Genomic DNA, 26,883 nt, shown 5'->3' on the forward strand with positions numbered 1-26,883 from the left:
AATGAACAAAAGGACGTTACTGAGTGTACTTGTTGCTGGTGCTTGCGTTGCACCTTTTATGGCGCAGGCCGCCTCTTTGCAGGCGACCACCGGCGAGCCGTACACCATGAAAGCCAGCGATCTGGCGAAGAAAGAGCATGAGCTCACTAACTTCCCGCTGATGGCCTCCGTTAAAGAGACTATTCAGACCCTGGACAACGCGCAGGTCGAACTGATTGAGCCAGGCCGCGCGGCGAACCCGGACAACGTCAAACGCGTTGAAGGGATTGTGAAAGCCAGCGACTGGGAATATCTCTTCCCGCTGCGTGCACAGGCTTATACCTACAGCAACTTCCTGAAAGCCGTGGGTAAATTCCCGGCGCTGTGTAAGACCTACAGCGACGGTCGTGACAGCGACGCTATCTGCCGCAAAGAGCTGGCGACCATGTTTGCCCACTTTGCCCAGGAAACCGGCGGCCACGAAAGCTGGCGTCCGGAAGCCGAATGGCGTCAGGCGCTGGTCCACGTGCGTGAAATGGGCTGGAGCGAAGGGCAGAAGGGCGGCTATAACGGCGAATGTAATCCGGACGTCTGGCAGGGACAGACCTGGCCTTGCGGTAAAGACAAAGACGGCGATTTCCTGAGCTATTTCGGACGCGGTGCGAAACAGTTGTCCTACAACTACAACTACGGTCCATTCTCTGAAGCGATGTACGGCGACGTGCGTACCCTGCTCGATAAACCTGAGCTGGTGGCGGACACCTGGCTGAACCTGGCCAGTGCTATCTTCTTCTTCGCCTATCCACAGCCGCCAAAACCAAGCATGTTGCAGGTGATCGACGGTACATGGCAGCCGAACGATCACGATAAAGCCAACGGCCTGGTCCCGGGCTTCGGTGTAACAACCCAGATCATCAACGGTGGCGTTGAGTGCGGCGGCCCGACTGAAATTGCGCAGTCTCAGAACCGTATCAAGTATTACAAAGAATTTGCGAACTACCTGAAAGTACCTGTTCCGGCGAACGAAGTGTTGGGTTGCGCCAACATGAAGCAGTTTGACGAAGGTGGCGCAGGCGCCCTGAAGATTTACTGGGAACAGGACTGGGGATGGAGCGCGGATACCCCTGACGGCAAGACTTACTCTTGCCAGCTGGTGGGTTATCAGACACCGTTCAGCGCGTTCAAAGAGGGCGACTACAGCAAGTGCGTGCAGAAGTTCTATAACGTGAATATCGTGAATGACGACGGTTCCTCGGTGACGCCGGACGAAACCCCGGTCACGCCAACGCCAACACCTTCTGAAGATGTTACGCCGGCCCCAACGCCAGCGCCAGTTCCGGATGAAACTCCGGTTGAACCTGTCGCGGTGAACCACGCGCCGGTTGCGCAGATTGCGGGCCCAATCGGTGCCGTAGAAGCGGGCGCGCAGGTTTCTCTGAGCGCGGAAGGCTCTACCGACGCAGACGGCAACAAGCTGACCTACACCTGGCGTTCTCAGGATGGCCAGACCGTGACCGGCGAAGATAAAGCGGTGGTGACCTTTAAGGCGCCTGAGTCTGCAACGGCGCAGCAGTATGAAGTGAGCCTGACCGTCAGCGATGGCGAGCTGAGCAGCACCACGTCTTATCTGCTGAACGTGAAAGCGAAAGCGACAACGCCATCCGGAGAAGATACGTCTTACCCGGCATGGAGCGCGAACAGCAAGTACAACGCCGGTGATATCGTGAATAACCACGGTAAATTGTTCCAGTGCAAACCGTTCCCGTACAGCGGCTGGTGTAACAGTGCGCCGACGTACTATGAGCCGGGTGCAGGCCTGGCATGGGCTGAAGCCTGGACGGCTCTGTAAAAGCAAACGGCAACCCTCGGGTTGCCGTTTTAATGTTTGCACCCTCTAACTGTGGGAGAGAGCCGGGGTGAGGGCATCAGTCCGCACTCTCTGTTTTTTGCCGGGTGGCGCTGCGCTTACCCGGCCTACATGAGGCTGGAACGCTTACCGGTGTAACTTCCCGTGATCCCGCAACCACGCCGCCGTACGCACTATCCCTTCATCGAGCGAGATAATCGGTTTATACCCCAGCTCGTTCTCCGCCCGAGAAATATCCAGCGTAAAATCAAAGTTGAGCTTCGACACACCGTAATGCGTCAGCGCAGGCTCTTTCGCCGATTTACTGCCAAAGCGCTCCATGCTGCGGGCAATCATGTCCAGCATCGGGTAGGGAACGGAACGGATCCGGCAGTCGATTTTTAACTCATCAATCAGCCTTTGCACAATGCTGCGCAGGGTACAGGGTTCGCCGTTGGTAATGTTATAGGCGCGGCCCGACACCAGCTTATCGCACTCCGGCTGGCTCGCCAGCCACATGGCGTGAACGGCATTTTCGTAATAGGTCATGTCTACCAGCGCATCGCCGCCGCGTGGTAACAGCACGCTACCGTAATGGTGCATCATCTGGGCCAGTCGCGGGATAAAGACTTTGTCGTGCGGCCCAAACAGGCTCTGTGGTCGCAGCACGGTAAAGCGGGTGTGCGGATTTGACTGGGCCAGCAGGTCGATCACCTCTTCGCCAGCCGCTTTACTGCGGGCAAATTCACAGGCAAAGCGCGCAGGGCGGAAATCTTCCTGAATATCACGATGATGGTGATAATCAAAATAGAGCGACGGGGAAGAGATATGAATAAAGTTACGCACGCCCCAGGCGACGGCCCATTCGCCCAGACGGCGCGTGGCGCGCACGTTGGCGAGATCGAAGGCTTCCTGGGTACCCCACGGGGAGGTAAAACTGGAGCAGTGCCACAGCGTATCAATACCGGCGAGCATCACCTTGGCCTGAGAGGAGACCAGCTCCGTCAGGTCGGCATGGACAAACTCAGCGCCCATTTTTTGCAAGAGCTTGCCCATCGCCTCGTTGCGACCGGTGGCCCTCACGCAGATGCCTTTGTTGCGCAGAAATTCGACCGCATTTCGGCCTAAGCCGCTGGTCGCCCCGGTAACCAGTACCTTCATAACAATCCACTGTGTTGAAAAGAATTTCGTGCGCATTCTTTCGTGAATTACGATGTGTTGCAATGGGAAAGGTGAAAGATTAAGAGTTTTATTTAGTTACTTTCCCGCTTTTCTTCTGCCAGTTGCGCAATCCGTTTCGCCATTCCGCGGAAGATAAACAGGTGTGCCGGGATCATCAGCAGCCAGTAGAACAGCCCGGGCATTCCGTGCGGGTGCCACCACGCCCGAACGTCCAGCTCGCGGTGATCGCCTTTGTCTTTAAGGGTGAAGCAGAGCCGCCCCAGCCCCGGTGCCTTCATGCCAAACAGCAGCGCCAGCTGTTTTTCCGGCTCAACGATGATCACCTTCCAGCTGTCGACCGTATCGCCCACGTTCAGATACGGGGCGGCAGGACGGCCTTTTGCCAGCCGGTGACCCACCAGCAGATCCAGCGTGCCGCGCGTTTGCCAGAGGATATTGCCGAAGAAATAGCGCTCTTTGCCGCCGATCTGGTTCACAACGTCCCACAGCGCTGAGAGGCTGGCAGTGGTTTTTACCGTACAGCCCGCCTGTTTTGGGTAATAGCCGTACTCGGGCCGCCAGCGGGCAAACGCCTGCGCGTCGTAGCCCCAGTCACTGGAGTTCACCAGCTTCTCTTCTTCTTTCAGCGTATTGCGTACGGCATCGTCGAAGGGGATCAATTCCTGAGGGATCAAGGCACGCAGTTCACGATCGTCCGCCAGCAGATCGTGTTTCAGTCCCTGTATAAGCGCTTTGGCAGTCGTCGGCGGCACGGAGGTGATCACATTCAAAAACCACACCGAAATCCAGCGGGTCGGGAAGGGGACGGGCACCAGCCAGCGGCGGCGGCCACTCACCCGCATAAAATGTTCGAACTGCGCCTGATAGCTCAACACTTCCGGGCCAGCCGCCTCCAGCACACGATGCGCCGCCGCCGGATGATCCAGCAATGCCACCAGATAGTGGAGTAAATTCTCCAGCGCAATGGGCGTGGTGCGCGAGCGTACCCAGCGCGGCGGTGTCAGCACAGGCAGGTTGTAGACCATATCGCGCATCACTTCGAACGCGGCGGAACCCGCGCCGACGATGATCCCTGCCCGCAGTTCGGTGACGGGGATACGGGCGCTTCGCAATGTCTCTGCCGTCAGTTGCCGGGCGCGCAGATGGTCTGACTGCTCGTTCTCAGGCGCCTGAAGCGAGCTTAGAAAGATCACCTGCTTTACCGGCGTTTGCAGCAGCGTATCACGTACGTTCATCGCCACCTGACGCTCGTGGGCGATAAAATCGCCGCCTTCGCCCATGCTGTGAACAAGGTAGTACAGCGTATCGACCCCTTCCAGCAGCGCAGGAAGCGCTTTCGGCCAGTTAAGGTCAACGTTGTGACACGTCACGCCAGGCAAAAGTAGCTTTTGCAGGCGTTCCGTGTTGCGTGCCACTGCCAGCACCTGGTGCCCCTGCTGGCTTAACGCAGTGGTCAGATGCTGACCGATATACCCGCTGGCACCGAGCACCAGAATACGTTGCGGCACGGTATGCTCCTTAACGCTGTAAAAACGCCTGCCAGTGTTTCACCACCTCGGTCAACTGCTCGCGGTTAACGTCAAGATGCATCACCAGTCGCACGACCGGGGAGGCGTTGATCAGCACGCCTCGGGCTTTCATAAATTCGCCCAGCGCGGCAGCATGCTCATTGCCGACGCGGACAAACAGCATGTTGGTGTCATGACGCATGACATCAGCGCCGATTTCACGCAGCTGCGCTGCCATCCACGCCGCATTGTCGTGATCGTCTTTCAGGCGTGACACGTTATTTTTCAGGGCGTACAGTCCGGCAGCCGCCAGAATACCCGCCTGACGCATCCCGCCGCCGGTCATTTTGCGCCAGCGGTTGGCGCGTCTGATGTAGTCTGCATTGCCAACCAGCAGGGAACCTACCGGCGTGCCCAGCCCTTTTGAGAGGCAAATGGTGAACGAGTCGCAATATTGGGTGATCTCTTTCAGCTCGCAGCCGTACTCCACCACGGCGTTGAAGATACGTGCGCCGTCAACGTGCAGGCCGAGCTTGCGCTCGCGGGTAAAATCCCATGCCGCTTTCAGGTATTCGCGCGGCAGAACTTTACCGTTATGGGTGTTTTCAAGGCTCAGCAGTTTAGTGCGGGCGAAGTGAATATCGTCGGCTTTGATTTTTGCCGCGACTTTGTCCAGCGGCAGCGTACCATCCGGCGCGGCATCGATCGGCTGCGGCTGAATGCTGCCAAGCACCGCCGCGCCGCCAGCTTCGTACAGGTAGTTATGTGCCCCCTGGCCGACGATATACTCTTCGCCGCGCTCGCAGTGGCTCAGCAGCGCCACCAGGTTAGCCTGCGTGCCGGTGGGCAGGAACAGGGCAGCCTCTTTACCGCTCAGCTCGGCCGCATAGCGCTGGAGTTCGTTGACCGTCGGGTCATCGCCGTAGACGTCGTCCCCGACCGGGGCGGCCATCATCTCTTCGAGCATGGCGCGGCCCGGACGGGTAACGGTATCACTACGTAAATCAATCATTTCACATCCCTTTCATTTAAGAGGTCTTGTGAAATGTTTTACCTGAGCCAGTTGGTTTTTGCCAGTTCGATCACTTCGTCACCGCGCCCGCTGATGATGGCGCGCAGCATGTAGAGGCTAAAACCTTTAGCCTGTTCCAGCTTGATTTGAGGCGGGATTGCCAGCTCTTCTTTGGCGACCACCACATCCACCAGCACCGGGCCGTCGATGGCGAAGGCACGTTGCAGGGCTTCGTCCACCTCTGAGGCTTTCTCCACCCGAATACCGGTGATACCGCAGGCTTCGGCGATGCGGGCGAAGTTGGTGTCGTGCAGCTCGGTGCCGTCCGTAAGGTAGCCTCCGGCCTTCATCTCCATCGCCACAAAGCCCAGCACGCTGTTGTTAAAGACCACGATTTTCAGCGGAAGCTTCATCTGCGCCACCGACAGGAAATCCCCCATCAGCATACTGAACCCGCCGTCGCCGCACATCGCCACCACCTGACGTTCCGGTGCCGTCGCTTTTGCGCCCAGCGCCTGCGGCATGGCGTTGGCCATTGAGCCATGGTTGAACGAGCCAAGCAGGCGTCGTTTGCCGTTCATTTTCAGATAGCGCGCGGCCCAGACGGTGGGCGTACCCACGTCGCAGGTGAAGATGGCATCGTCGTCGGCGAAGTGGCTGATCTGCTGCGCCAGATACTGCGGGTGGATCGCTTTTTCGCTCGGTTTGGCGAGATCGTCCAGCCCCTTACGCGCATCGCGATAGTCGCTCAGGGCTTTATCGAGGAATTTGCGGTCCGTTTTTTCTTCCAGCAGTGGCAGGAGGGCGGCGAGGGTGGATTTAATATCGCCGATAAGCGCCATATCCACCTTGCTGTGCGCGCCGATGCTACCGGGATTAATGTCGATCTGGATAATTTTGGCATCCGTCGGGTAGAACGCGCGGTACGGGAACTGGGTGCCGAGCAGGATCAGCGTATCGGCGTTCATCATGGTATGGAAGCCGCTGGAAAAACCGATCAGCCCGGTCATGCCCACATCGTACGGGTTATCGTATTCAACGTGCTCTTTCCCGCGCAGGGCGTGCACAACTGGCGCCTTCAGCTTAGCGGCAAATTCCACCAGCTCTTTATGCGCGCCGGCGCAGCCGCTGCCGCACATCAGGGCGATATTGCTGGAGTATCGCAGCAGTTGCGCCAGCTTTTTAAGCTCTTCATCCGCAGGGGTAATGGTTGGCTGTGGCGCAGAGTACCAGTGGGTGGTGGCGGTTTCAGGTGCGGCCTTCAGCGCCACGTCCCCCGGCAGCACAACCACCGAAACCCCGCGATTCAGGATCGCCTTACGCATGGCTATCGCCAGCACCTGTGGGATCTGCTCCGGCGACGAGACCAGCTCGCAGTAGTGGCTGCATTCACGGAACAGCTCCTGAGGATGCGTCTCCTGAAAATAGCCGCTGCCGATTTCGGATGACGGAATATGTGCGGCAATCGCCAGCACCGGAACATGGTTGCGGTGACAGTCGAAAAGACCGTTGATAAGGTGCAGGTTTCCCGGTCCGCAGGAACCTGCACAGACGGCGAGTTCGCCCGTGAGCTGCGCTTCGGCACCCGCGGCAAAGGCGGCGACCTCTTCATGGCGGGTGGGCATCCATTCAATGGTCTTCATCTTGTTAAGGCTGTCGCTGAGTCCGTTCAGCGAATCGCCGGTGACGCCCCAGATACGCTTTACGCCAGCCTGCTCCAGGGTTTTCGCTATGTATGCAGCCACGGTTTGTTTCATGGTGGTCCTTCTCCTTTATGTGATATCGCTTACAAGCTTAGAAGAAAGTCACTGTATTGGCTGCCTGGTATTCCATACGCACAGGCAGTAGGCACAACGTAAGCCGGGTAAACGCAGTGCCACCCGGCAACAAATGGGGGCACTGCGCCAGATTATGCCAGCACCAGGTCTCCCTGCGGATGGCATGAACACGCCAACACGTAACCCTCTGCAATTTCCGCATCGGTCAGCGTCATGGTGCTGGTGACGGTGTATTCACCGGAAACCACCTTCGTCTTACAGCAGCCGCACACACCCGCGCGACAGGCTGCCGCTACCGGCACGTTATTGCTTTCGAGCGCTTCAAGCAGCGTGGTGCCCACGCGACCAAAGAAGGTCTGCGCCGGTTGCAGCTTCGTGAACTTCATCCCGCTGGTCGCCGCTGCCGCTACAGGCGTGAAGAACTGCTCTTTAAAGAAGCGGGTCACGCCGAGCGCTTTCACTTCTTTCTCCACGATCTCCATGTACGGCGCCGGGCCGCAGGTCATCACGGTACGATCCGCAATGTCCGGCACGCTTTGCAACATTTCGCGGCTCAGACGCCCCGCGACAAAACCGTGCGTCGCGTTGTGCTCAGCCACCAGGGTCACCGGATAATTTCGCCATTCCTCGGCAAAAATCACATCTTCCGGGGAACGCACGCTAAAGATCACCTGCACGTCGGCCTGAGGACGGTATTTCGCCAGCCAGCGGCGCATCGACATAATCGGCGTTACGCCACAGCCTGCCGCCAGAAGCAGGAATTTGTCTTCCTTCTTGTCGTCACAGGTGAACTCGCCCTGCGCGTCAGACAGCCAGATGTAATCCCCGCGCTTTACGTCACGGGTCAGCCACCGGGAGCCTGCGCCGTCATCAATACGACGGACGGTGAGCGTTATGTATTCGCTCACGCCCGGCGTGGAGGAGATCGTGTAGGCGCGCAGGGTATCCACCGAATTACGCACGCTCACCAGCGCATACTGACCTGCGCGGTACGGGTAGTAGTCATGGCACAGCAGCGACAGTGTCCACACATCCGGCGTCTCCTGTTGGATGTGATGAACCTGCATCCGCCACGGACATTGTGAGGTTGGCATGGTCATGAGTTACTCCTTACGCGCTCAGCAGTTGCTTCATATCATCTTCAACGTTGGTCACGGAACGCAGACCAAATTTCTCGTTCAGGATGGCCAGCAGGTCCGGCGTCAGGAAGCCTGGCGCGGTCGGCCCGGTGACGATGTTGGTCACGCCGAGAGAGAGCAGGGTCAACAGAATAACGATCGCTTTCTGCTCGAACCAGGAGAGCACCAGCGACAGCGGCAGATCGTTCACGCCGCAGCCCAGTTTCTCTGCCAGCGTGACCGCCAGAATGATGGCTGAATATGCATCGTTACACTGACCAGCATCCACCAGGCGTGGCAGACCTTCGATGTTGCCGAAGTCCAGCTTGTTGAAACGGTATTTACCGCAGGCCAGGGTCAGGATCAGACAGTCTTCCGGAACGCGGGTGGCGAAATCGGTGAAATAGTTACGTTCCCCGCGCGCGCCGTCACAGCCGCCGATCAGGAAGATGTGACGTAGTTTTTCACGGCTGACGAGGTCAATCAGGGAATCCGCCGCACCCAGCAGGGTTTCACGGCCAAAACCGACGGTGATGAGGTGCGGAATTTCGCTGTACGGGAAGCCTGCCATCTGCTGCGCCTGCGCAATAACCGGACCGAAATCATCGCCTTCAAGGTGGCTCACGCCCGGCCAGCCGACGATGCTGCGGGTCCAGATACGGTCGTCATACGCGCCCACGGTAGGGTCGATAATGCAGTTAGAGGTCATGACGATTGGGCCAGGGAAGCGGGCGAACTCCACCTGCTGGTTCTGCCAGCCGCTGCCGTAGTTACCGATCAGATGCTTAAATTTACGCAGTTCCGGGTAGCCGTGCGCGGGCAACATTTCGCCGTGGGTATAGACGTTAACGCCGGTGCCTTCGGTCTGCTTCAGCAGGTTGTAGAGATCTTTCAGGTCGTGGCCGGAGATCAGGATGCATTTACCTTCGGTCGCTTTGACGTTGACCTGCGTCGGCGTTGGGTGACCGTAGGTGCTGGTTTCACCGGCATCCAGAATGCTCATCACTTTGAAGTTCATCTGGCCGATTTCCATCGAGCATTCCAGCAGGGCGTTCATGTCGGAAGGCCAGGTGCCCAGCCATGCCATGATTTTGTGGTACTGGGCATAAATGTCGTTGTCGTACTGGCCGAGTACGTGCGAGTGCTCCATATACGCCGCAGCACCTTTCAGACCGTACAGGCACAGCAGGCGCAGGCCGAGGATGTTCTCGCCAATCGCCGCTTTGTCTTTATTGGGAGTAAATTCGGCGGCCTGACGCTGTAGCTCGCCCAGGTCGTCGCTCACCAGCTGTAGTTCCGCCATCGGGTTGTCCACGCGGGCGCTGGCGTCGGCATTCAGGCATTGCGCTTTCAGGGCTTCACGCAGGGCAATCGCTTCGCGGGCATAGCCCACAATGCGTGGCGAATCGAAGTTAACGTTAGTCAGCGTGGAGAAAAATGCGCGCGGCGCAAAGCTGTCGACATAGTGATCGACAAGGCTATATTCACGGGCCTTGAAGGCCCAGGCGGATAAGCCTTGCAGCGCCGCAATCAGCAGGTCCTGGAGATCGGATGTTTCTGCGGTTTTGCCGCACATACCCTGCGCGTAAGAGCAGCCGTTGCCTGCCGGGGTACGGATGGTTTGTTCACATTGCACACAAAACATAATCACACCTGTTAAAGTTATATTTGAGATACATGTTTAAGGTTATGCCTGTGCCACAACGGAGAAAAGTGCTTTCTTATACTAAGTGGAGGGTTATTGATTTAGCGCAATTTTGGCGGCAGGTTCACTACCGCCAAAGCAGTATCAGGCTGAGAAGAACGCCATCAGAATGGGGACCAGCAGGCTCAGAATAAAGCCGTGTACAATAGCGGCAGGAACCATCTCCAGACCTCCCGAGCGCTGTAACACCGGCAGGGTAAAGTCCATTGAGGTGGCCCCGCACAGGCCCAGCGCGGTAGAGCGGCTGCGGCGTACCAGGCCGGGGATCAGCATGATGGCTATCAGCTCGCGCGCCAGATCGTTAAAGAAGGCGGCGCTGCCGATCACCGGACCAAACGATTCGGTCAGCAGAATACCGGAGAGCGAATACCAGCCAAAACCGGATGCCATCGCCAGGCTGGTTTTCAGCGGCAGATCGAGAATAAAGGCGTTAATCACTCCCCCAGCCATTGAGCTGGCCACAACGATAACGGCAACCATCATGCCCCGGCGGTTCAGGACAATCTGTTTCAGCGTCATGCCATTATTTCGCAACTGAATACCGATCAGGAAGAGCAGGAAAATCAGCGTATATTCGCTGGCTTCCGTAGCGTGCTGTAAAAAAGCCCATCCGGTTAGCCCCAGTAAAAAACCGAGCACCACCACGCCGCACAGCTTTAATGATTCCAGCGCCATCGCAATTCGGGAGGGAAGCTTTTCCTGATGGTGGTGATTTTTCCAGGGAATAGTGCGTTCCAGCCAGAACAGCGCGGCAATATTGCACAGCAGAATCACCACTACCGTAACCGCAGAATAATGCAGGATGGAAAGCAAGTTCGTCGCCAGATTATCCAGGAAGGCCAGGCTGATCCCCATAAAGAACAGAATGACGTAAACAATCCAGCTGAGAAAACGATTAATAAGCTTTAAGGCCGATTCATGACGCAGCGGAATAAGGTAGCCCACTATCAGGGGCAGAAGAATGATGAGGAGTCCTGAGAACATGAACAGCCGGTCCTTTTGAGTATCATTTAAGCGCCAGAGACACTACCCAATAAAGGCTGTGAGGTAAAGCTACAAAAAAAGCCGGGTGGCGGCTACGCCTTACCCGGCCTACAAAGTGCACACTCACGTAGGTCGGGTAAGCTTTAGCGCCACCCGACATTACAGGCCGCACTTAATTAATCGCGTTTTTCCAGCAGGGTGCGATACAGCACGCCGCCCAGAATACCGCCAATAATTGGCATCACCCAGAACAGCCACAGCTGTTCAAGCGCCCAGCCGCCCTGGAAAATAGCCACCGCGGTGCTACGTGCCGGGTTAACGGAGGTATTGGTCACCGGGATGGAGATCAGGTGGATAAGCGTCAGCGCCAGACCAATAGCAATGGGGGCAAAGCCCGCAGGCGCGTATTTGTCCGTTGCGCCGTGGATCACCAACAGGAAACCTGCGGTGAGCACAATTTCAATCACGATAGCAGACAGCATTGAGTAGCCGCCTGGAGAGTGTTCGCCGAAGCCGTTTGACGCAAATCCGCTGGCCGCGGCGTCAAACCCGGCTTTTCCGCTGGCAATGACGTACAACACCGCCGCGGCAATAATACCGCCAATAACCTGGGCAATAATATAGCCAATAATATCTTTCGCCGGGAAACGTCCGCCCGCCCATAAACCTAACGTGACGGCCGGGTTGAAATGACCGCCGGAAATATGCCCCACGGCGAATGCCATGGTTAATACGGTTAAACCGAATGCCAGCGCGACGCCGACAAATCCAATACCTAATTCCGGAAATGCGGCTGCCAGTACTGCGCTACCGCAGCCACCAAACACCAGCCAGAATGTACCAAAGCATTCTGCCGCTAATTTTCTGAACATAACCACCTCAATAATAAACGTCCGCGCCCATTCCTGCGCGCGGGTTATATCGCCATAAAGGGATGACGACTCAAAGAGCCAGTATTTTGAAACCATCAACATCCCTTCGCCACTCAAATAAATTCACTAAATTTGATTTAAGGCAATGTGATGTCAATCCTTGTTCAGAGCGGAGGTAATTAGAGCATAGCCCAATATTTAAGGGGGCGTATATTCTGCTGTCGTGACCTACAGCCTGCCGCTATACTGCTGATAACTTGAAGGAAAAAGTGGCCGAATTGCGGGGGATGTATGCTACTCGAACGTGTGGAGATTGTCGGGTTTCGCGGGATTAACCGCCTGTCGCTGCAACTGGAACAGAACAACGTCCTGATAGGCGAAAACGCCTGGGGTAAATCCAGCCTGCTGGATGCCCTGACGCTGCTGCTTTCGCCCGAAGAGAACTTGTACCACTTCGTCCATGATGACTTCTGGTTTCCGCCGGGGGATGTCAACGGGCGCGAGAAACACCTGCATATCATTCTGACCTTCCGCGAATCCGAGCCCGGTCGCCATCGCGTGCGTCGTTTTCGCCCTATGTCGCCCTGCTGGGTGCCCTGTGAAGATGGGTTCCAGCGTATTTTCTATCGCCTTGAGGGCGAAATGGCGCAAAACGACGGGGTATTAACCCTGCGTGAATTTCTTGATGAGAAGGGGAATCCGATCCCGCTCGATAATATTGACGAGCTTGCCCGCCATCTTATCCGCCTCTCCCCCGTGTTGCGCTTACGAGACGCGCGCTTTATGCGGCGGATCCGTAACGGCACCGTGCCGAATATGCCCGAGGTGGAGGTGACCGCCCGCGAGCTGGATTTCCTCGCCCGTGAACTGGTCTCACGGCCGCAGAACCTCACCGACGGCCAGATCCGTCAGGGGCTGTCTGCCATGGTGCAACTGCTGGAGCACTACTTCTCCGAGCAGGGAACGGGGCAGGCGCGCCACCGCCTGATGCGCCGCCGCTCGCACGACGAGCAACGAAGCTGGCGCTATCTCGATATTATCAACCGCATGATCGACCGCCCCAGCGGGCGCACGCATCGGGTGATCCTGCTGGGATTATTCTCCACGCTGTTACAGGCGAAAGGGACGGTGCGCCTGGATCGGGACGCGCGCCCGCTGCTGCTGGTAGAAGATCCGGAAACGCGGCTGCACCCGATTATGCTTTCCGTGGCGTGGCATCTTCTTAATCTGCTGCCGTTGCAGCGTGTCACCACCACGAATTCCGGCGAGCTGCTCTCCCTGACGCCGGTGGAGTATGTCTGCCGCCTGGTGCGTGAATCCTCGCGGGTCACCGCCTACCGGCTCGGGCCCGGCGGGTTAAATGCCGAAGATGGCCGACGCATTGCGTTTCATATCCGTTTTAACCGTGCCTCTTCCCTGTTTGCCCGCTGCTGGTTGCTGGTGGAAGGGGAAACCGAAACCTGGGTGATAAACGAGCTGGCTCGCCAGTGCGGACACCACTTTGATGCCGAAGGCATCAAAGTGATCGAATTTGCTCAGTCTGGCTTAAAGCCGCTGATCAAATTTGCGCGCCGGATGGGGATAGAGTGGCACGTGCTGGTGGATGGCGATGAGGCGGGTAAAAAATATGCGGCGACCGTGCGCAGCCTGCTCAATAACGATCGTGAAGAGGAGCGGGAACATCTGACCACGCTGCCCGCGATGGACATGGAGCACTTTATGTACCGCCAGGGATTTGACGACGTCTTTCACCGCGTGGCGATGATCCCGGTGGATGTGCCCATGAATATGCGTCGGGTGATCGCCAAAGCTATCCATCGGTCGTCAAAACCGGATTTGGCCATTGAAGTCGCGACGGAAGCGGGCAGGCGGGGCGTGGAGTCGGTGCCCACGCTGCTGCGTAAAATGTTCTCCCGCGTCCTCTGGCTGGCACGCGGGAGAGCCGATTAACGGGCAGTCGCCTGCGATACCTGTTGATGCAGGCTATCAAGCAGGATATAGCGGCGGCGGTACTCGGACCGTTTTTTACTCGCAATCTCTTCCATCGGTTTGCGTGGCATGGTCAGTGGCAGGGCAAAGTTGCCGTTCTCCTGCTGCTGTCCGCCAAGGGAGCGCCAGAAGCTGTCATAGTCAGCCAGCAATTTTCCCTCTTTTTTCTTGCGATAGCGCCAGCTGCGGTAGATGTGGGTGGCGTTACTCACCGCGAGGATCTGCTCGACGGGGAAGGCGCCTGCCAGCGCCATGACCGCTTCAACCAGCAGACGTTTTGGGAACAGTCCGTGACAGGCTTTGGTCGCCAGCTGAATGTGCTCGTGCGGGACATGCGCTTTCGCCCCCTGCATTCCGCCGATGAAGAGCGTTGACTTGCCCTGGTATTTGCACAGCGTAAAGGTCAGCTCGGCCAGCACCGTGTTCTGGTGGTCACAAAAAGTGAGGGTCGCTTCCCCTTCTTTGTCCAGAAACGCATCCGCGCTCAGGCGAACGCTAAACTGCTGCTCCTCTTTGCCCGTTAACGTCACCAGCGTGATGCCCTGGCTGGAAAGGTAGCCGTTCAGCAGTGACGCCGGAAGATGGCGGCTCATCATCTGATAGTGATTGTCCAATGCGTCCAGCGTATTCTGACGGCCCATATTGACGGTCAGCCACGGTCGGTGCAGGCGGCACGGCAGGCCGGGCTGCACGCGCAGGATCTGCATCAGACGGGGCTGTTTTGCAAGGTTTCCGAGCAGGCGCGCAGTGGTGAACGGCGTTGCCAGCGAGCGCAGCATAAACTTACGTCGATAGGCCGGATTTTGCCACGCCAGCCCCGGCGTGAGGGAACCCGATGCCAGGCTTTTAAACAGTTGCCAGCCCGATTTAGGCTGGGACAGCGTTGAATAAGGTGTATCGACGATGGAAGACATGTTAGATCCTGCTTCTGGTGGAATTTCGCTATTTCAGCAGGCGCTTTATCAACATCGGGTAAACAATTCCCGACGATAACGGGGATCGGGGGTTTCGTTGAGGAGTGGTTTAGATAAAATCAACGGTGATGATAGCCAGAACAATTATTTGGAATATTTATGAACCTGAAGGGAAAACGCAGAAAGCTGTTTCTGCTGCTGGCGGTAGTGGTGTTAGCAGGCGGATTCTGGTTATGGAAGGTACTGAACGCGCCGGTACCCCAGTATCAAACGCTGATTGTTCGTCCGGGCGAGCTGCAACAAAACGTGCTGGCGACGGGGAAGCTGGATGCCCTGCGTAAGGTTGACGTGGGCGCGCAGGTCAGCGGTCAGCTTAAAACCCTGTCGGTTGAGATTGGCGATAAGGTTAAAAAAGGCCAGTTGCTGGGCGTGATCGATCCTGAGCAGGCGCAAAACCAGATCCGCGAAGTGGAAGCGACGCTGATGGAGTTGCGCGCGCAGCGCGCTCAGGCTCAGGCGGAGCGTAATCTCGCTCAGGTCACCCTGTCGCGCCAGCAGGCGCTGGCGAAAACGCAGGCCATCTCGAAACAGGATCTGGACACAGCCGCCACGGAGCTGGCGGTGAAGCAGGCGCAGATTGGCACCATCGATGCGCAAATCAAGCGGAATCAGGCCTCGCTGGATACGGCGAAAACCAACCTCGATTACACGCAAATCGTTGCGCCAATGGCCGGGGAAGTGACGCAGATAACGACCCTGCAAGGCCAGACGGTCATCGCCGCGCAGCAGGCGCCGAACATCCTGACCCTGGCGGATATGAGCACCATGCTGGTGAAAGCCCAGGTATCTGAAGCGGACGTCATTCACCTTAAGCCGGGGCAGAAAGCCTGGTTTACGGTGCTGGGCGATCCGCAAACCCGCTATGAAGGGGTGCTGAAAGATATCCTGCCGACGCCGGAGAAGGTCAACGACGCCATCTTCTACTATGCGCGTTTTGAGGTGCCAAACCCGCAGGGCGTGCTGCGTCTGGACATGACCGCTCAGGTGCATATCCAGCTGACCGGCGTGAAAAACGTGCTGACGGTTCCGCTCTCCGCGCTGGGCGAATCCGCCGGGGACAATCGCTACAAAGTTAAGGTGCTGCGCAACGGTGAAACCCGCGAGCGGGAAGTGGTGATTGGCGCACGTAACGACACCGACGTGGTGGTGGTAAAAGGGCTGGAAGAGGGTGAGGAAGTGGTCACCAGCGAAAGCCTGCCTGGAGCCGCGCAATGACGGCGCTGCTTGAGCTGAATGACATTCGTCGCAGCTATCCGTCCGGCGACGGGCCGGTGGAGGTGCTGAAAGGCATCTCCCTGCGCGTTGAAGCCGGTGAAATGGTGGCGATTGTCGGGGCATCGGGCTCGGGTAAATCAACGCTGATGAACATTCTCGGCTGTCTGGATAAGCCTACCAGCGGCACCTATCGCGTGGCCGGGACGGATGTTTCCACCCTGGACGGCGACGCGCTGGCGAAGCTGCGTCGCGAGCATTTTGGCTTTATCTTCCAGCGTTACCATCTGCTTTCACACCTGAGCGCGGCGCAGAATGTGGAAGTGCCAGCGGTGTATGCGGGCGTCGAGCGCAAAAAACGCCTCGAACGCGCGAAGGCGCTGTTAACGCGTCTTGGGCTGGCGGAGCGTGTTGATTATCAGCCTTCGCAGCTTTCCGGCGGTCAGCAGCAACGCGTGAGTATTGCCCGCGCGCTGATGAACGGTGGGCAGGTGATCCTCGCCGATGAGCCAACCGGTGCGCTCGACAGCCATTCCGGTGAAGAGGTGATGGCGATCCTGCATCAGCTTCGCGATCAGGGGCATACGGTGATTATCGTCACCCACGATCCGCAGGTGGCAGCGCAGGCGGAACGCATTATCGAGATCCACGACGGCGAGCTGGTCAGCAACCCGCCGCCACGTCAGTCCAGAGCGGCGGCGGCGAAAGAGGCGCTGCCGGCCGCAACTGGCTGGGGCCAGTTTTCCAGCGGTTTCCGCGAGGCGCTGACCATGGCCTGGCTGGCGATGGCGGCCAACAAAATGCGCACTCTGCTGACCATGCTTGGCATCATTATTGGTATTGCCTCAGTGGTGTCGATTGTGGTGGTGGGCGATGCGGCGAAACAGCTGGTGCTGGCAGATATTCGCGCCATCGGGACTAACACCATCGACGTTTACCCCGGCAAAGATTTTGGCGACGACGAGCCGCAGTATCAGCAGGCGCTGAAGTATGACGATCTGGCGGCTATTCAGAAGCAGCCGTGGGTGAACTCCGCCACGCCTGCCGTCTCGCAAAACCTGCGTCTGCGCTACGGCAACATCGACGTGGCGGCCAGCGCTAACGGCGTCAGCGGAGATTACTTCAACGTCTACGGCATGACCTTCAGCGAAGGGGCGACCTTCAACGCTGAACAGCTGGCGGGCAGGGCGCAGGTGGTGGTGTTAGACGCTAACTCCCGCAGGCAGCTGTTCCCGAATAAGACCAATGTGGTGGGGGAAGTGATCCTCGTAGGCAACATGCCAGCGACGGTGATCGGCGTGGCGGAAGAGAAGCAGTCGATGTTCGGCAGCAGTAAAATCCTGCGCGTCTGGCTGCCGTACACCACCATTTCCGGGCGCATCATGGGGCAGTCCTGGCTTAACTCTATTACCGTTCGAGTGAAGGAGGGCTACGACAGCGGGCTGGCGGAACAGCAGCTGGAGCGGCTGTTAACCCTGCGCCACGGGAAAAAGGATTTCTTCACCTGGAATATGGATGGCCTCTTGAAAACGGCGGAAAAGACCACACGTACTCTTCAGCTGTTCCTGACGCTGGTGGCGGTGATTTCGCTGGTCGTCGGCGGGATAGGGGTGATGAACATTATGCTGGTGTCGGTGACCGAACGTACGCGGGAGATCGGCATCCGCATGGCGGTCGGAGCCAGAGCCAGCGACGTGCTGCAGCAATTTTTGATTGAAGCGGTGCTGGTGTGTCTGGTGGGCGGTGCGATGGGGATTGCGCTCTCGATGATGATCGCCTTTGCGCTCCAGCTCTTCTTACCGGGCTGGGAGATTGGCTTCTCGCCGATGGCGATCCTGACGGCGTTTTTATGTTCCACCTTCACCGGTATTCTGTTCGGCTGGCTACCGGCGCGAAACGCGGCGCGGCTGGATCCGGTGGATGCGCTGGCGCGCGAATAACCCGAAAATAAAAATGCCAGCCGATCGGGCTGGCATTTTGCCTGCAGGGTGTACACAATGAATCAGAGAGCTATGCAACCGCTTCTGCTTCAACGGGGACGATCAGACTGGCATGATTGCCTTTTGGCCCCTGGTGTACATCGAACCGGACGGACTGCCCGGCTTTGAGCGTCCTGTAACCATCCATCTGAATGGTGGAATAGTGAGCGAAGATATCCTCGCCGCCGCCTTCGGGGCAAATGAAGCCAAACCCCTTGGCGTTGTTGAACCACTTAACAGTACCCATTTCCATGCTTCGACATCCTTCGTAAATCTTATAAATTAAGATGGAATGAACCGGTGGTGGAGTGGGGGCTGTTCAAAACCTCGCCAACTCACGCTTGTACAATTTAGAGAAACGGAAGAAGCCGTCAAGCGTTTGGCGCTGGAGTTGGGACAATAATCAACCAAAATTTGAGGCAGTTAACGCTATTGCAACAGTTTGTGACAGACATCGCGGATGACAGTAATAGATGATTGTTATCTAACATCTGAGGTAGATTCAAAGTGGTTATGCATAATGGGTAAGACCAACGATTGGCTGGATTTTGACCAGCTGGCGGAAGATAAAGTGCGCGACGCGCTAAAACCGCCATCTATGTATAAAGTTATGTTAATGAACGATGATTACACGCCGATGGAATTTGTTATTGACGTGCTACAAAAGTTCTTTTCTTATGATGTTGAACGTGCAACGCAACTGATGCTTACCGTTCATTATCGTGGCAAAGCGATCTGCGGCATCTTTACTGCCGAAGTAGCGGAAACCAAAGTAGCGATGGTGAACGACTATGCAAGGGAGAACGAGCATCCGTTGCTGTGTACGCTGGAAAAGGCCTGATAAGGCATAAAATTGGGGGAGGTGCCTATGCTCAATCAAGAACTGGAACTCAGTTTAAATATGGCTTTCGCCAGAGCGCGTGAGCACCGACATGAGTTTATGACCGTCGAGCATTTGCTGCTCGCACTGCTTAGCAACCCATCTGCCCGCGAAGCGCTGGAAGCCTGCTCCGTGGATCTGGTGGCGCTACGTCAGGAACTCGAAGCCTTCATCGAACAAACCACACCGGTGCTGCCAGCCAGTGAAGAAGAGCGCGACACACAGCCGACGCTCAGCTTCCAGCGCGTGCTGCAGCGCGCGGTTTTCCACGTCCAGTCTTCCGGACGTAGCGAAGTGACGGGCGCCAATGTGCTGGTCGCCATCTTCAGTGAGCAGGAGTCCCAGGCGGCCTACCTGCTGCGTAAACACGAAGTCAGCCGGCTCGACGTGGTCAACTTCATCTCTCACGGAACGCGAAAAGACGAGCCTAACCAGGCATCGGATCCCAGCGGACAGATCAACAGCAATGAAGAGCAAGCAGGCGGGGAGGATCGTATGGAAAACTTCACCACCAACCTTAACCAGCTTGCTCGCGTTGGCGGTATCGACCCGCTGATTGGCCGCGACAAAGAGCTGGAGCGTGCCATCCAGGTGCTGTGCCGTCGCCGCAAGAATAACCCGCTGCTGGTGGGGGAATCTGGCGTGGGTAAAACCGCGATTGCCGAAGGTCTGGCCTGGCGCATTGTGCAGGGCGACGTGCCGGAAGTGATTGCCGACTGCACCATCTACTCGCTGGATATCGGCTCGCTGCTGGCGGGCACCAAATACCGCGGTGATTTTGAAAAACGTTTCAAAGCGCTGTTAAAACAGCTGGAGCAGGACACCAACAGCATCCTGTTTATCGATGAGATCCACACCATCATCGGCGCAGGCGCGGCTTCCGGTGGTCAGGTAGATGCCGCCAACCTGATCAAACCGCTGCTCTCCAGCGGCAAGATCCGCGTGATGGGCTCTACGACGTACCAGGAGTTCAGCAACATCTTTGAGAAGGATCGTGCGCTGGCGCGTCGTTTCCAGAAAATCGACGTAACCGAGCCGTCGGTTGACGAAACGGTGCAGATCATCAACGGCCTGAAAACCAAGTACGAAGCGCACCATGACGTGCGTTACACCGCGAAAGCGGTGCGTGCGGCGGTGGAGCTGGCGGTGAAATACATCAACGATCGTCATCTGCCGGATAAAGCGATCGACGTGATTGATGAAGCGGGTGCGCGTGCGCGCCTGATGCCAGCGAGCAAGCGTAAGAAAACCGTGAACGTAGCGGATATCGAGTCCGTGGTGGCCCGTATCGCACGTATCCCTGAGAAGAGCGTCTCTCAGAGCGACCGTGATACGCTGCGCACCCTCGGCAATCGCCTGAAAATGCTGGTCTTTGGTCAGGATAAAGCCATTGAGGCCTTAACCGAAGCGATTAAGATGGCCCGTGCTGGCCTGGGGCATGACCACAAGCCTGTCGGTTCCTTCCTGTTCGCCGGCCCGACCGGTGTGGGTAAAACCGAGGTAACGGTGCAGCTCTCCAAAGCGCTGGGCATTGAGCTGTTGCGCTTTGATATGTCCGAGTATATGGAGCGTCACACCGTCAGCCGTTTGATTGGTGCGCCTCCGGGCTACGTGGGCTTTGACCAGGGCGGCCTGCTCACCGACGCGGTGATCAAGCATCCGCACGCGGTACTGCTTCTTGATGAAATTGAGAAAGCGCACCCGGACGTGTTCAACATCCTGTTGCAGGTGATGGACAACGGGACGCTGACCGATAACAACGGGCGCAAGGCCGATTTCCGCAACGTGGTGCTGGTGATGACCACCAACGCCGGGGTGCGTGAAACCGAGCGCAAATCCATCGGCCTGATCCATCAGGATAACAGCACCGATGCGATGGAGGAGATCAAGAAGATCTTCACGCCGGAGTTCCGTAACCGTCTGGACAACATTATCTGGTTCGATCACCTGTCTACCGAGGTGATCCATCAGGTGGTGGATAAGTTCATCGTCGAGCTGCAGGTTCAGCTGGATCAGAAAGGCGTGTCGCTGGAAGTGAGCCAGGAGGCCCGCAACTGGCTGGCCGAGAAAGGCTACGACCGTGCGATGGGTGCCCGTCCGATGGCGCGCGTGATTCAGGACAACCTGAAGAAACCGCTGGCGAACGAGCTGCTGTTTGGCTCGCTGGTGGACGGCGGCCAGGTGACCGTGGCGCTGGATCAGGCGAAGAACGAACTGACGTACGATTTCCAGAGTGCGGCGAAGCACAAGCCGGAAGCGGCTCACTGAGTTGAAAGGTAAAAGCAAAACGGCAACTTCGGTTGCCGTTTTTTTTGTTTGCTCCCTCTCCCAGTGGGAGAGGGCTGGGGTGAGGGCATCAGGCCGCAGAGGAATTTTGCGCGGCGCTTTCCAGATTCTTTCGAAGTCAGTTGCTGGATAAATCTACAGTAATAAAATGGCGTCGCACCTGCAAAATCGGGTGCCGGGATTGGCGTCCTGAAAGTGTGTGCACAGACAATCTTGCGTGCATAAAGGATTACATATGACTAATATTAATAGCTTCGCCCAGCTCTACACCGAACTCTCCCTCAACCCCGATCTCCCAACCCTGGCCGAGCGCTGCAAGCTGCTCACCGAAATCCTTCTCGACTGCAAATCTCTCCCGCAAACGCAGCCCGTTTGCCGCTGTCTCGGAGCTTATCTGGAAGAGGTAAAATCCGGCCTCACAGAATCCATGCGTGATTTTCAGGTGGTGGAATTTGAGGACGAAGCGGAACAGCCGCGACAAAAAGAGTGGTTGCTGGAAGATACAGAAACGAAATGTGACTACTGCCGGGCGTTAAACCACGTGCTGCTGGTTTCGCATTTTGACCGCGATATGTTGCCGCACCTGACGGGACTGTTGCATGACATTACCCACGCGATAGCTGAAGATTTAATCGTACCCATGAACCCGTGCATGACAATACATCTGCCGACACAGCCACACTAAGGCCATAAATAAAAAAGGCCGGGATTGTCCCGACCTTTTAAATATTCATCTGCCATTACAGGCGAAAACAATTAGCGACTACGGAAGACAATGCGGCCTTTGCTCAGGTCGTACGGGGTCAGTTCAACAGTCACTTTGTCGCCCGTCAAAATGCGGATATAGTTTTTGCGCATTTTACCGGAGATGTGCGCAGTTACCACGTGACCGTTTTCCAGTTCTACGCGAAACATGGTATTAGGCAACGTATCAAGTACGGTACCCTGCATTTCAATATTGTCTTCTTTGGCCATCTAATCCTCTGGGGTATCACTACCAAGTTTTGAACCGGCAAGATAATGCCGAAATTCATCAATTAAGTAAAGAATTGCGCGTTTAAAACGCAGCAAAACAATTTCAGCGTATTGCCCAAGCGTCACGGTACAACCGAACGGAAAGCGCATTCGTAAAGGGGATACGACAGGATAAACGTCAGGACGTTATCTGAAGCGAGGGTCCCAAACGGCGGCGGGGCAACAGGCAGAAGCTACTCTGCGGCGTAATTATAACACCCTCATAAAAAATATGCGGAAAACATTTAGGCATTGGGCATAAAGAGCATTCTGGGAACCCAAAAATCGCGCGGAAGAGTCTCCTGTCGGCACTGTTCAAGGTGTTCGATATAGCGTCGGCGGGAAATTTCAACCGCGCCGAGCGAGGCGGTGTGCTCATTCAGCACCTGACAATCCATCAGTTGTCCGCCGCGTTGGGCAAATTCCTGGCTAAAAACCAGCAGCGCGGTTTTCGACGCATTCGTGGCGCGGGAGAACATCGACTCACCGCAGAAAAGCGTGCCCTGCGCCACCCCGTACATCCCCCCAACGAGGTCATCATCTTTCCATACTTCGATGGAGTGCGCGTAGCCCAGCTCATGAAGCTGGTGGTAGGCGATAATGATGTCGCGGGTTATCCAGGTGCCTTCATGACGATCTTCAGCGCAGCCTTCGATAACCTGCCCGAAGGCATGATTGAGCGTGACGCGATAGGGCGAATTTGCGTGAAAACGTTTCATGCTGCGGCTCAGGTGAAACTGCCCGGGCCACAGCACGGCTCGCGGGTCCGGAGACCACCATAAAATCGGGTCGCCGGGAGAAAACCACGGGAAGATGCCGCGCTGGTAAGCCATTAAGAGACGCGCCGGGCTGAGATCGCCGCCCAAAGCCAGCAATCCGTTAGGTTCACGCAGCGCCCCCTCCGGAGAAGGGAACGCAATATTATGGCGAGAAAGCTGCACCAGGCGCATGACAACAGAACTCCAGTACGCGAGAGAGGACGCTACAAATATAGTCTACAGGCGCTGTTTAAACTGGTAGTAGCGACCCTGTTTTGCCAGCAGCTCTGCGTGATTACCTTGCTCAATTATGTGTCCGTTGTCCATCACAATTATTCGATCGAAATTCACCAGCCCGCGCAGGCGGTGAGTGACCATCAGCACGGTTTTGCCTTTCATCACCTTTGTCAGTAAATCAAGAATTTGACTCTCGGTTGTGGCATCCAGACCTTCTGTCGGTTCATCCAGCAACATCAGCGGCGCATCGTGCAGCAAGGCGCGCGCGATGGCCAGACGACGCAGTTCGCCGCCGGAAAGCTGTCGGCCCCCTTCACCCAGCCAGCTGTTCAACCCGTCGTCCTCAAGCAGCTTGTGCAGCCCAACCTGTTCCAGCATCGCCCGCAGCGTATCGTCAGAGGCGTCCGGTGCCGCCAGAAGAAGATTATCGCGCAGCGTAGCGCTGAACAGGTGCACACGCTGGGGCACGACGCTGACGGTTTTACGCAAGGCCGCTTCGCTAAAATCAGACAGCGGAAGGTCGTTAAACCGAATCTCGCCCTGCTGCGGGTCCCAGGCGCGCGTGAGGAGTTGCAGAAGCGTCGATTTGCCACATCCCGTACGGCCAAGGATCGCAATGCGCTGCCCGGCATCAACAGAAAGGCTGATATCTTCCAGCGCGTTTTGCGCCTGCTTGTCGTAGGCGAAGGTGACGTTGCTGAGCGTCAGCGCGACCTGCTCCGGCACAGCGGTTTGACCCGCGCTGAACTTCACTTCCGGCTCCTGCTCTGCAATATCCGTAATGCGCAGCGCAGAGGCAATCACCTGGCCGAGATGCTGAAAGGCGCCGGTGACCGGGGCTAAGGCTTCGAAGGCTGCCAGGGCACAGAAAACAAACAACGCAATCAGCGGGCCAGGCTGCGGGTTACCGCCCACGCCACCGGAGGCCATCCAGAGCATGGCGATAACGGCAAACCCACCGATTAACATCATCAGCGCCTGAGAAAACGCGGTCAGTTCAGACTGGCGACGCTGGGCTTCATGCCAGTTCAGTTCCGTATTTTCCATACGGGTGCGGTAGCGCTTGCTGGCACCAAAAATGGTGAGCTCGGCCTGACCCTGCAACCAGGAGGTGAGCTGCTGGCGGTATTCCCCGCGCAAACGCGTCAGGTTTTCCCCGGTGGTTTTACCTGCACGATAAAACAGGGGCGGCAGAATAATCAGCGTCATCAGCATGATGCCGCCGAGCGTCAGTGCGATGGGAACATCCAGGAAACTCAACCCCAGCGTGACCACGACAATCACCACAAACGCGCCCACCATGGGCGAGATGACGCGCAGATAGAGGTGATCCAGCGTATCCACATCCGCAACTACGCGGTTGAGTAATTCGCCCTGCCGAAAACGTGCCAGCCCGGCAGGGGAGAGGGGCAGCAATTTGCTGAACGTATAAATACGCAGGTGTTGCAGCACGCGGAAGGTCGCGTCGTGGCTGACCAGGCGTTCGAAGTAGCGCCCGGCAGTTCGCGTAATCGCCGTGCCGCGCACCCCGGCGGCAGGCAGCATGTAGTTAAAGCTGTATAGCCCGGCAAAGCCTGCGGCCGCAGACGCGGAGAGGAACCAGCCAGAAAGCGTAAGCAGGCCGATGCTGGCGAGCAGAGTGATAATCGCCAGTACGATCCCGAGCGTCAGCATCCATTTGTGGCGTTTATACAAAGCAAGATAGGGAAGCAGGGCGCGCATCAGATATCCTCCTGACGGTTCGCCAGCAGGGTCGCAAAGGGCCCCTGCGCGGCAACAAGCGCGGCGTAATCGCCTTGCTCAACAATGTGTCCGTTTTCCATCACCCAGATCTGATCCCAGTCGGCAATACCTTCCAGCTGGTGGGTCACCATCAGGGTAGTTTGCTGGCGTGAGGCTGCGTTAAGCGCATCCATCACGCGCTGCTCGCTGTGAGCGTCCAGGCTGGCGGCGGGTTCGTCCAGCAGCATTAACGAACAGGGGTTCAGCAGCGCACGGGCAACCGCGACGCGCTGTGCCTGGCCCACTGACAGCCCGGCAGACTGATCGCCAATGACGGTATCGACACCCTGCGCAAGCAGCGGCAAAAACTCGCTGACCCAGGCGCGGTCGAGGACAGATTGCAGCTCATCGTCACGTGCATCCGGCCTTGCCAGCAGCACATTCTCGCGCAGCGTCGGGGCAGGCAGCTGAGGGTTTTGACCCACCCAGCTTAGCTGTTTACGCCAGGCATCAGGATCGAGCTCGCGTAGCTCCGTTTTGTTGATACGCAGCGATCCGGTGTACGCCATAAAACCTGACAGCGCATTCAACAATGAGCTTTTACCTGAGCCGCTGGTACCCACCAGCACCATACGATGCCCGGCAGGCAGGGTAAAGTTCAGCGGGCCGGCCAGCACTTTGCCTTCAGGCGACAGAACAGAAAAATCCTGTGCTTCAATGGTCACCGGATCGTTCGTATTCAGCGTCACCTCACCACGCTCCGGATGCGCCAGCGGCGTTTCCATAAAGGTTTTCAGGCTGTCGGCAGCACCCACCGCCTGCGCTTTGGCATGGTAAAAGGTGCCGAGATCGCGAAGCGGCTGGAAAAATTCCGGGGCCAGGATCAGCGCCAGGAACCCGGCGGAAAGCGTGACCGCCGTACCGTAGTGGCCAAAGTCCAGCGCGCCGAGGTAGGAGAAGCCAAAGTAAACCGCCACCAGCGCAATCGACAGGGAGGTAAAGAACTCGAGCACGCCGGAAGAAAGGAAGGCCATGCGCAACACTTCCATGGTGCGCTGACGAAAATCCTGCGACGCCAGGCGAATGTTTTCGGTTTCCGCTTCACCACGACCAAAGATCCGCAGAGTTTCCATTCCGCGCAGACGGTCCAGGAAATGACCGCTCAACCGACCCAGCGCAAGGAAGTTGCGACGGTTAGCATCTGCCGCGCCCATGCCGACCATCGCCATAAACAGCGGGATGAGCGGGGCGGTCCCCATCAGGATCAGAGCCGCTACCCAGTTAACAGGGAAGATGGCGATAACAATCATCAGAGGCACAAACACTGCCAGCGTCATCTGTGGAAGATAACGCGCATAGTAATCGTGCATATCGTCGATTTGCTCAAGGATCAGCGTCGCCCAGCTACCGGCCGGTTTGCCCTGGATCCACGCAGGCCCGGCTTCCGAAAGCCGGTCGAGCACTTTGCGGCGGATCTCATAGCGGATGTGCTGGCCGGCATGGAACCCAACCCGCTCGCGCAGCCAGACCACCCACGCACGCAGGACGAAAACCAGCACCAGAACGATAAACGGCAGCAGCAGCGCTTCGCGCGGGATGCTCTCCATGATCATATGATTGAGAATGCGGGCCAGCAGCCATGCCTGGGCAACAATCAACAGACCGCTGATAAATCCCAGAACGCGGGAGATCATAAGCCAGCGGCGGGACAGAACGCTTTGCTGTTTCAGCCAGCGCGTTAACTCTTGTTGACGGGTTTTTTCCATTGCGTACTTTGCAGGTGACGTTATAAGAAATTAGACATCTGCATGTTACACGTGAGCAAAAATAAAGGCGACCAGTGGCCGC

21 protein-coding genes are annotated in these 26,883 nt (G+C 57.1%); 7 read left to right on the plus strand and 14 right to left on the minus strand.

The window, feature by feature from the left end; translation table 11 throughout:
* Position 1 precedes the first annotated feature (1 nt).
* Complete coding sequence (locus IPZ49_RS15185) at positions 2 to 1,828, plus strand: chitinase (protein WP_063932824.1); 1,827 nt, start codon at positions 2 to 4, stop codon at positions 1,826 to 1,828.
* A gap of 144 nt (positions 1,829 to 1,972) precedes the next feature.
* Here the strand turns inward: IPZ49_RS15185 and IPZ49_RS15190 are convergent, their stop codons facing one another.
* The 8 genes from IPZ49_RS15190 to aqpZ all read right to left on the minus strand — a co-directional run bounded on the left by IPZ49_RS15190 (position 1,973) and on the right by aqpZ (position 11,984).
* Positions 1,973 to 2,986: an NAD(P)-dependent oxidoreductase gene (locus IPZ49_RS15190; protein WP_063146162.1), complete on the minus strand. Its 1,014-nt coding sequence runs from the start codon at positions 2,984 to 2,986 to the stop codon at positions 1,973 to 1,975.
* Positions 2,987 to 3,078: 92 nt separating this feature from the next.
* A complete protein-coding gene (locus tag IPZ49_RS15195) occupies positions 3,079 to 4,515 on the minus strand; it encodes an SDR family oxidoreductase (protein ID WP_063928998.1) in 1,437 nt (478 codons plus the stop codon).
* Between the two features lie 10 nt (positions 4,516 to 4,525).
* A complete protein-coding gene (ltaE, locus tag IPZ49_RS15200) occupies positions 4,526 to 5,527 on the minus strand; it encodes a low-specificity L-threonine aldolase (RefSeq protein WP_048966132.1) in 1,002 nt (333 codons plus the stop codon).
* A 38-nt stretch (positions 5,528 to 5,565) separates the two neighbouring features.
* Positions 5,566 to 7,284: a ubiquinone-dependent pyruvate dehydrogenase gene (poxB, locus tag IPZ49_RS15205; RefSeq protein WP_023305792.1), complete on the minus strand. Its 1,719-nt coding sequence runs from the start codon at positions 7,282 to 7,284 to the stop codon at positions 5,566 to 5,568.
* Between the two features lie 152 nt (positions 7,285 to 7,436).
* Positions 7,437 to 8,405, minus strand: coding sequence for an NADH oxidoreductase (gene hcr, locus IPZ49_RS15210; RefSeq protein ID WP_063146160.1), 969 nt, complete (start codon positions 8,403 to 8,405; stop codon positions 7,437 to 7,439).
* Positions 8,406 to 8,415: 10 nt separating this feature from the next.
* Positions 8,416 to 10,068 carry a hydroxylamine reductase gene (gene hcp / locus IPZ49_RS15215; RefSeq protein ID WP_063146159.1) on the minus strand — a complete coding sequence of 551 codons (1,653 nt, stop codon included), beginning with the start codon at positions 10,066 to 10,068 and terminating at the stop codon, positions 8,416 to 8,418.
* Positions 10,069 to 10,212: 144 nt separating this feature from the next.
* On the minus strand, positions 10,213 to 11,112 hold the full coding sequence (locus IPZ49_RS15220; protein WP_022647606.1) for a lysine exporter LysO family protein: 900 nt from the start codon (positions 11,110 to 11,112) through the stop codon (positions 10,213 to 10,215).
* Positions 11,113 to 11,288: 176 nt separating this feature from the next.
* The gene (aqpZ, locus tag IPZ49_RS15225) at positions 11,289 to 11,984 is read right to left on the minus strand and encodes an aquaporin Z (RefSeq protein WP_026080729.1); all 696 of its coding nucleotides are present in this window, start codon (positions 11,982 to 11,984) and stop codon (positions 11,289 to 11,291) included.
* A gap of 291 nt (positions 11,985 to 12,275) precedes the next feature.
* On the opposite strand from aqpZ, the gene IPZ49_RS15230 reads away from it, so the two are divergent.
* Positions 12,276 to 13,934, plus strand: coding sequence for an ATP-dependent endonuclease (locus IPZ49_RS15230; protein WP_023299709.1), 1,659 nt, complete (start codon positions 12,276 to 12,278; stop codon positions 13,932 to 13,934).
* Here IPZ49_RS15230 and IPZ49_RS15235 read toward each other — a convergent pair.
* Positions 13,931 to 14,887 (minus strand): VirK/YbjX family protein, encoded by a 957-nt coding sequence (locus tag IPZ49_RS15235; protein ID WP_063146158.1) that lies wholly within the window; start codon positions 14,885 to 14,887, stop codon positions 13,931 to 13,933. The genes IPZ49_RS15230 and IPZ49_RS15235 overlap by 4 nt on opposite strands.
* A 159-nt stretch (positions 14,888 to 15,046) precedes the next feature.
* Here IPZ49_RS15235 and macA point away from each other — a divergent pair, with 159 nt between their 5' ends.
* Together macA and macB are read left to right on the plus strand one after the other, a co-directional pair.
* On the plus strand, positions 15,047 to 16,162 hold the full coding sequence (gene macA, locus IPZ49_RS15240) for a macrolide transporter subunit MacA (RefSeq protein ID WP_022647609.1): 1,116 nt from the start codon (positions 15,047 to 15,049) through the stop codon (positions 16,160 to 16,162).
* Positions 16,159 to 18,099: a macrolide ABC transporter ATP-binding protein/permease MacB gene (macB, locus tag IPZ49_RS15245; RefSeq protein WP_023305795.1), complete on the plus strand. Its 1,941-nt coding sequence runs from the start codon at positions 16,159 to 16,161 to the stop codon at positions 18,097 to 18,099. Before macA ends, macB begins: the two co-directional genes overlap by 4 nt.
* 70 nt (positions 18,100 to 18,169) lie before the next feature.
* On the opposite strand, the gene cspD is transcribed toward macB, so the two are convergent.
* Positions 18,170 to 18,391 carry a cold shock-like protein CspD gene (gene cspD, locus IPZ49_RS15250; RefSeq protein ID WP_006174390.1) on the minus strand — a complete coding sequence of 74 codons (222 nt, stop codon included), beginning with the start codon at positions 18,389 to 18,391 and terminating at the stop codon, positions 18,170 to 18,172.
* Positions 18,392 to 18,658: 267 nt separating this feature from the next.
* On the opposite strand from cspD, the gene clpS reads away from it, so the two are divergent.
* The 3 genes from clpS to IPZ49_RS15265 all read left to right on the plus strand — a co-directional run bounded on the left by clpS (position 18,659) and on the right by IPZ49_RS15265 (position 21,989).
* Positions 18,659 to 18,979: an ATP-dependent Clp protease adapter ClpS gene (gene clpS / locus IPZ49_RS15255; protein WP_006174393.1), complete on the plus strand. Its 321-nt coding sequence runs from the start codon at positions 18,659 to 18,661 to the stop codon at positions 18,977 to 18,979.
* A gap of 27 nt (positions 18,980 to 19,006) precedes the next feature.
* Positions 19,007 to 21,286 carry an ATP-dependent Clp protease ATP-binding subunit ClpA gene (gene clpA / locus IPZ49_RS15260; protein ID WP_022647611.1) on the plus strand — a complete coding sequence of 760 codons (2,280 nt, stop codon included), beginning with the start codon at positions 19,007 to 19,009 and terminating at the stop codon, positions 21,284 to 21,286.
* A gap of 253 nt (positions 21,287 to 21,539) precedes the next feature.
* The gene (locus IPZ49_RS15265) at positions 21,540 to 21,989 is read left to right on the plus strand and encodes a hypothetical protein (RefSeq protein ID WP_045309092.1); all 450 of its coding nucleotides are present in this window, start codon (positions 21,540 to 21,542) and stop codon (positions 21,987 to 21,989) included.
* Between the two features lie 71 nt (positions 21,990 to 22,060).
* Here the strand turns inward: IPZ49_RS15265 and infA are convergent, their stop codons facing one another.
* The 4 genes from infA to cydD all read right to left on the minus strand — a co-directional run bounded on the left by infA (position 22,061) and on the right by cydD (position 26,801).
* The gene (infA, locus tag IPZ49_RS15270) at positions 22,061 to 22,279 is read right to left on the minus strand and encodes a translation initiation factor IF-1 (protein ID WP_002211347.1); all 219 of its coding nucleotides are present in this window, start codon (positions 22,277 to 22,279) and stop codon (positions 22,061 to 22,063) included.
* Between the two features lie 284 nt (positions 22,280 to 22,563).
* Positions 22,564 to 23,268 (minus strand): leucyl/phenylalanyl-tRNA--protein transferase, encoded by a 705-nt coding sequence (gene aat, locus IPZ49_RS15275; protein ID WP_023299713.1) that lies wholly within the window; start codon positions 23,266 to 23,268, stop codon positions 22,564 to 22,566.
* A 45-nt stretch (positions 23,269 to 23,313) separates the two neighbouring features.
* Positions 23,314 to 25,035 carry a cysteine/glutathione ABC transporter ATP-binding protein/permease CydC gene (gene cydC / locus IPZ49_RS15280; protein WP_023299714.1) on the minus strand — a complete coding sequence of 574 codons (1,722 nt, stop codon included), beginning with the start codon at positions 25,033 to 25,035 and terminating at the stop codon, positions 23,314 to 23,316.
* Positions 25,035 to 26,801, minus strand: a complete 1,767-nt coding sequence (cydD, locus tag IPZ49_RS15285; protein WP_063146157.1) for a cysteine/glutathione ABC transporter permease/ATP-binding protein CydD — start codon at positions 26,799 to 26,801, stop codon at positions 25,035 to 25,037. Before cydD ends, cydC begins: the two co-directional genes overlap by 1 nt.
* Between the last annotated feature and the right edge of the window lie 82 nt (positions 26,802 to 26,883).

It is taken from the genome of Enterobacter cloacae complex sp. S2 (assembly GCF_015159675.1).
Taxonomy (GTDB): domain Bacteria; phylum Pseudomonadota; class Gammaproteobacteria; order Enterobacterales; family Enterobacteriaceae; genus Enterobacter; species Enterobacter intestinihominis.

Bases quoted from the DNA above. Each gene is read 5' to 3' on its own strand.
- IPZ49_RS15185 (WP_063932824.1), top strand. From the start codon at position 2: ATGAACAAAAGGACGTTACTGAGTGTACTTGTTGCTGGTGCTTGCGTT.
- IPZ49_RS15190 (WP_063146162.1), bottom strand. From the start codon at position 2,986: ATGAAGGTACTGGTTACCGGGGCGACCAGCGGCTTAGGCCGAAATGCG.
- ltaE (WP_048966132.1), bottom strand. From the start codon at position 5,527: ATGATTGATTTACGTAGTGATACCGTTACCCGTCCGGGCCGCGCCATG.
- poxB (WP_023305792.1), bottom strand. From the start codon at position 7,284: ATGAAACAAACCGTGGCTGCATACATAGCGAAAACCCTGGAGCAGGCT.
- hcr (WP_063146160.1), bottom strand. From the start codon at position 8,405: ATGACCATGCCAACCTCACAATGTCCGTGGCGGATGCAGGTTCATCAC.
- hcp (WP_063146159.1), bottom strand. From the start codon at position 10,068: ATGTTTTGTGTGCAATGTGAACAAACCATCCGTACCCCGGCAGGCAAC.
- IPZ49_RS15220 (WP_022647606.1), bottom strand. From the start codon at position 11,112: ATGTTCTCAGGACTCCTCATCATTCTTCTGCCCCTGATAGTGGGCTAC.
- aqpZ (WP_026080729.1), bottom strand. From the start codon at position 11,984: ATGTTCAGAAAATTAGCGGCAGAATGCTTTGGTACATTCTGGCTGGTG.
- IPZ49_RS15230 (WP_023299709.1), top strand. From the start codon at position 12,276: ATGCTACTCGAACGTGTGGAGATTGTCGGGTTTCGCGGGATTAACCGC.
- IPZ49_RS15235 (WP_063146158.1), bottom strand. From the start codon at position 14,887: ATGTCTTCCATCGTCGATACACCTTATTCAACGCTGTCCCAGCCTAAA.
- macA (WP_022647609.1), top strand. From the start codon at position 15,047: ATGAACCTGAAGGGAAAACGCAGAAAGCTGTTTCTGCTGCTGGCGGTA.
- macB (WP_023305795.1), top strand. From the start codon at position 16,159: ATGACGGCGCTGCTTGAGCTGAATGACATTCGTCGCAGCTATCCGTCC.
- cspD (WP_006174390.1), bottom strand. From the start codon at position 18,391: ATGGAAATGGGTACTGTTAAGTGGTTCAACAACGCCAAGGGGTTTGGC.
- clpS (WP_006174393.1), top strand. From the start codon at position 18,659: ATGGGTAAGACCAACGATTGGCTGGATTTTGACCAGCTGGCGGAAGAT.
- clpA (WP_022647611.1), top strand. From the start codon at position 19,007: ATGCTCAATCAAGAACTGGAACTCAGTTTAAATATGGCTTTCGCCAGA.
- IPZ49_RS15265 (WP_045309092.1), top strand. From the start codon at position 21,540: ATGACTAATATTAATAGCTTCGCCCAGCTCTACACCGAACTCTCCCTC.
- infA (WP_002211347.1), bottom strand. From the start codon at position 22,279: ATGGCCAAAGAAGACAATATTGAAATGCAGGGTACCGTACTTGATACG.
- aat (WP_023299713.1), bottom strand. From the start codon at position 23,268: ATGCGCCTGGTGCAGCTTTCTCGCCATAATATTGCGTTCCCTTCTCCG.
- cydC (WP_023299714.1), bottom strand. From the start codon at position 25,035: ATGCGCGCCCTGCTTCCCTATCTTGCTTTGTATAAACGCCACAAATGG.
- cydD (WP_063146157.1), bottom strand. From the start codon at position 26,801: ATGGAAAAAACCCGTCAACAAGAGTTAACGCGCTGGCTGAAACAGCAA.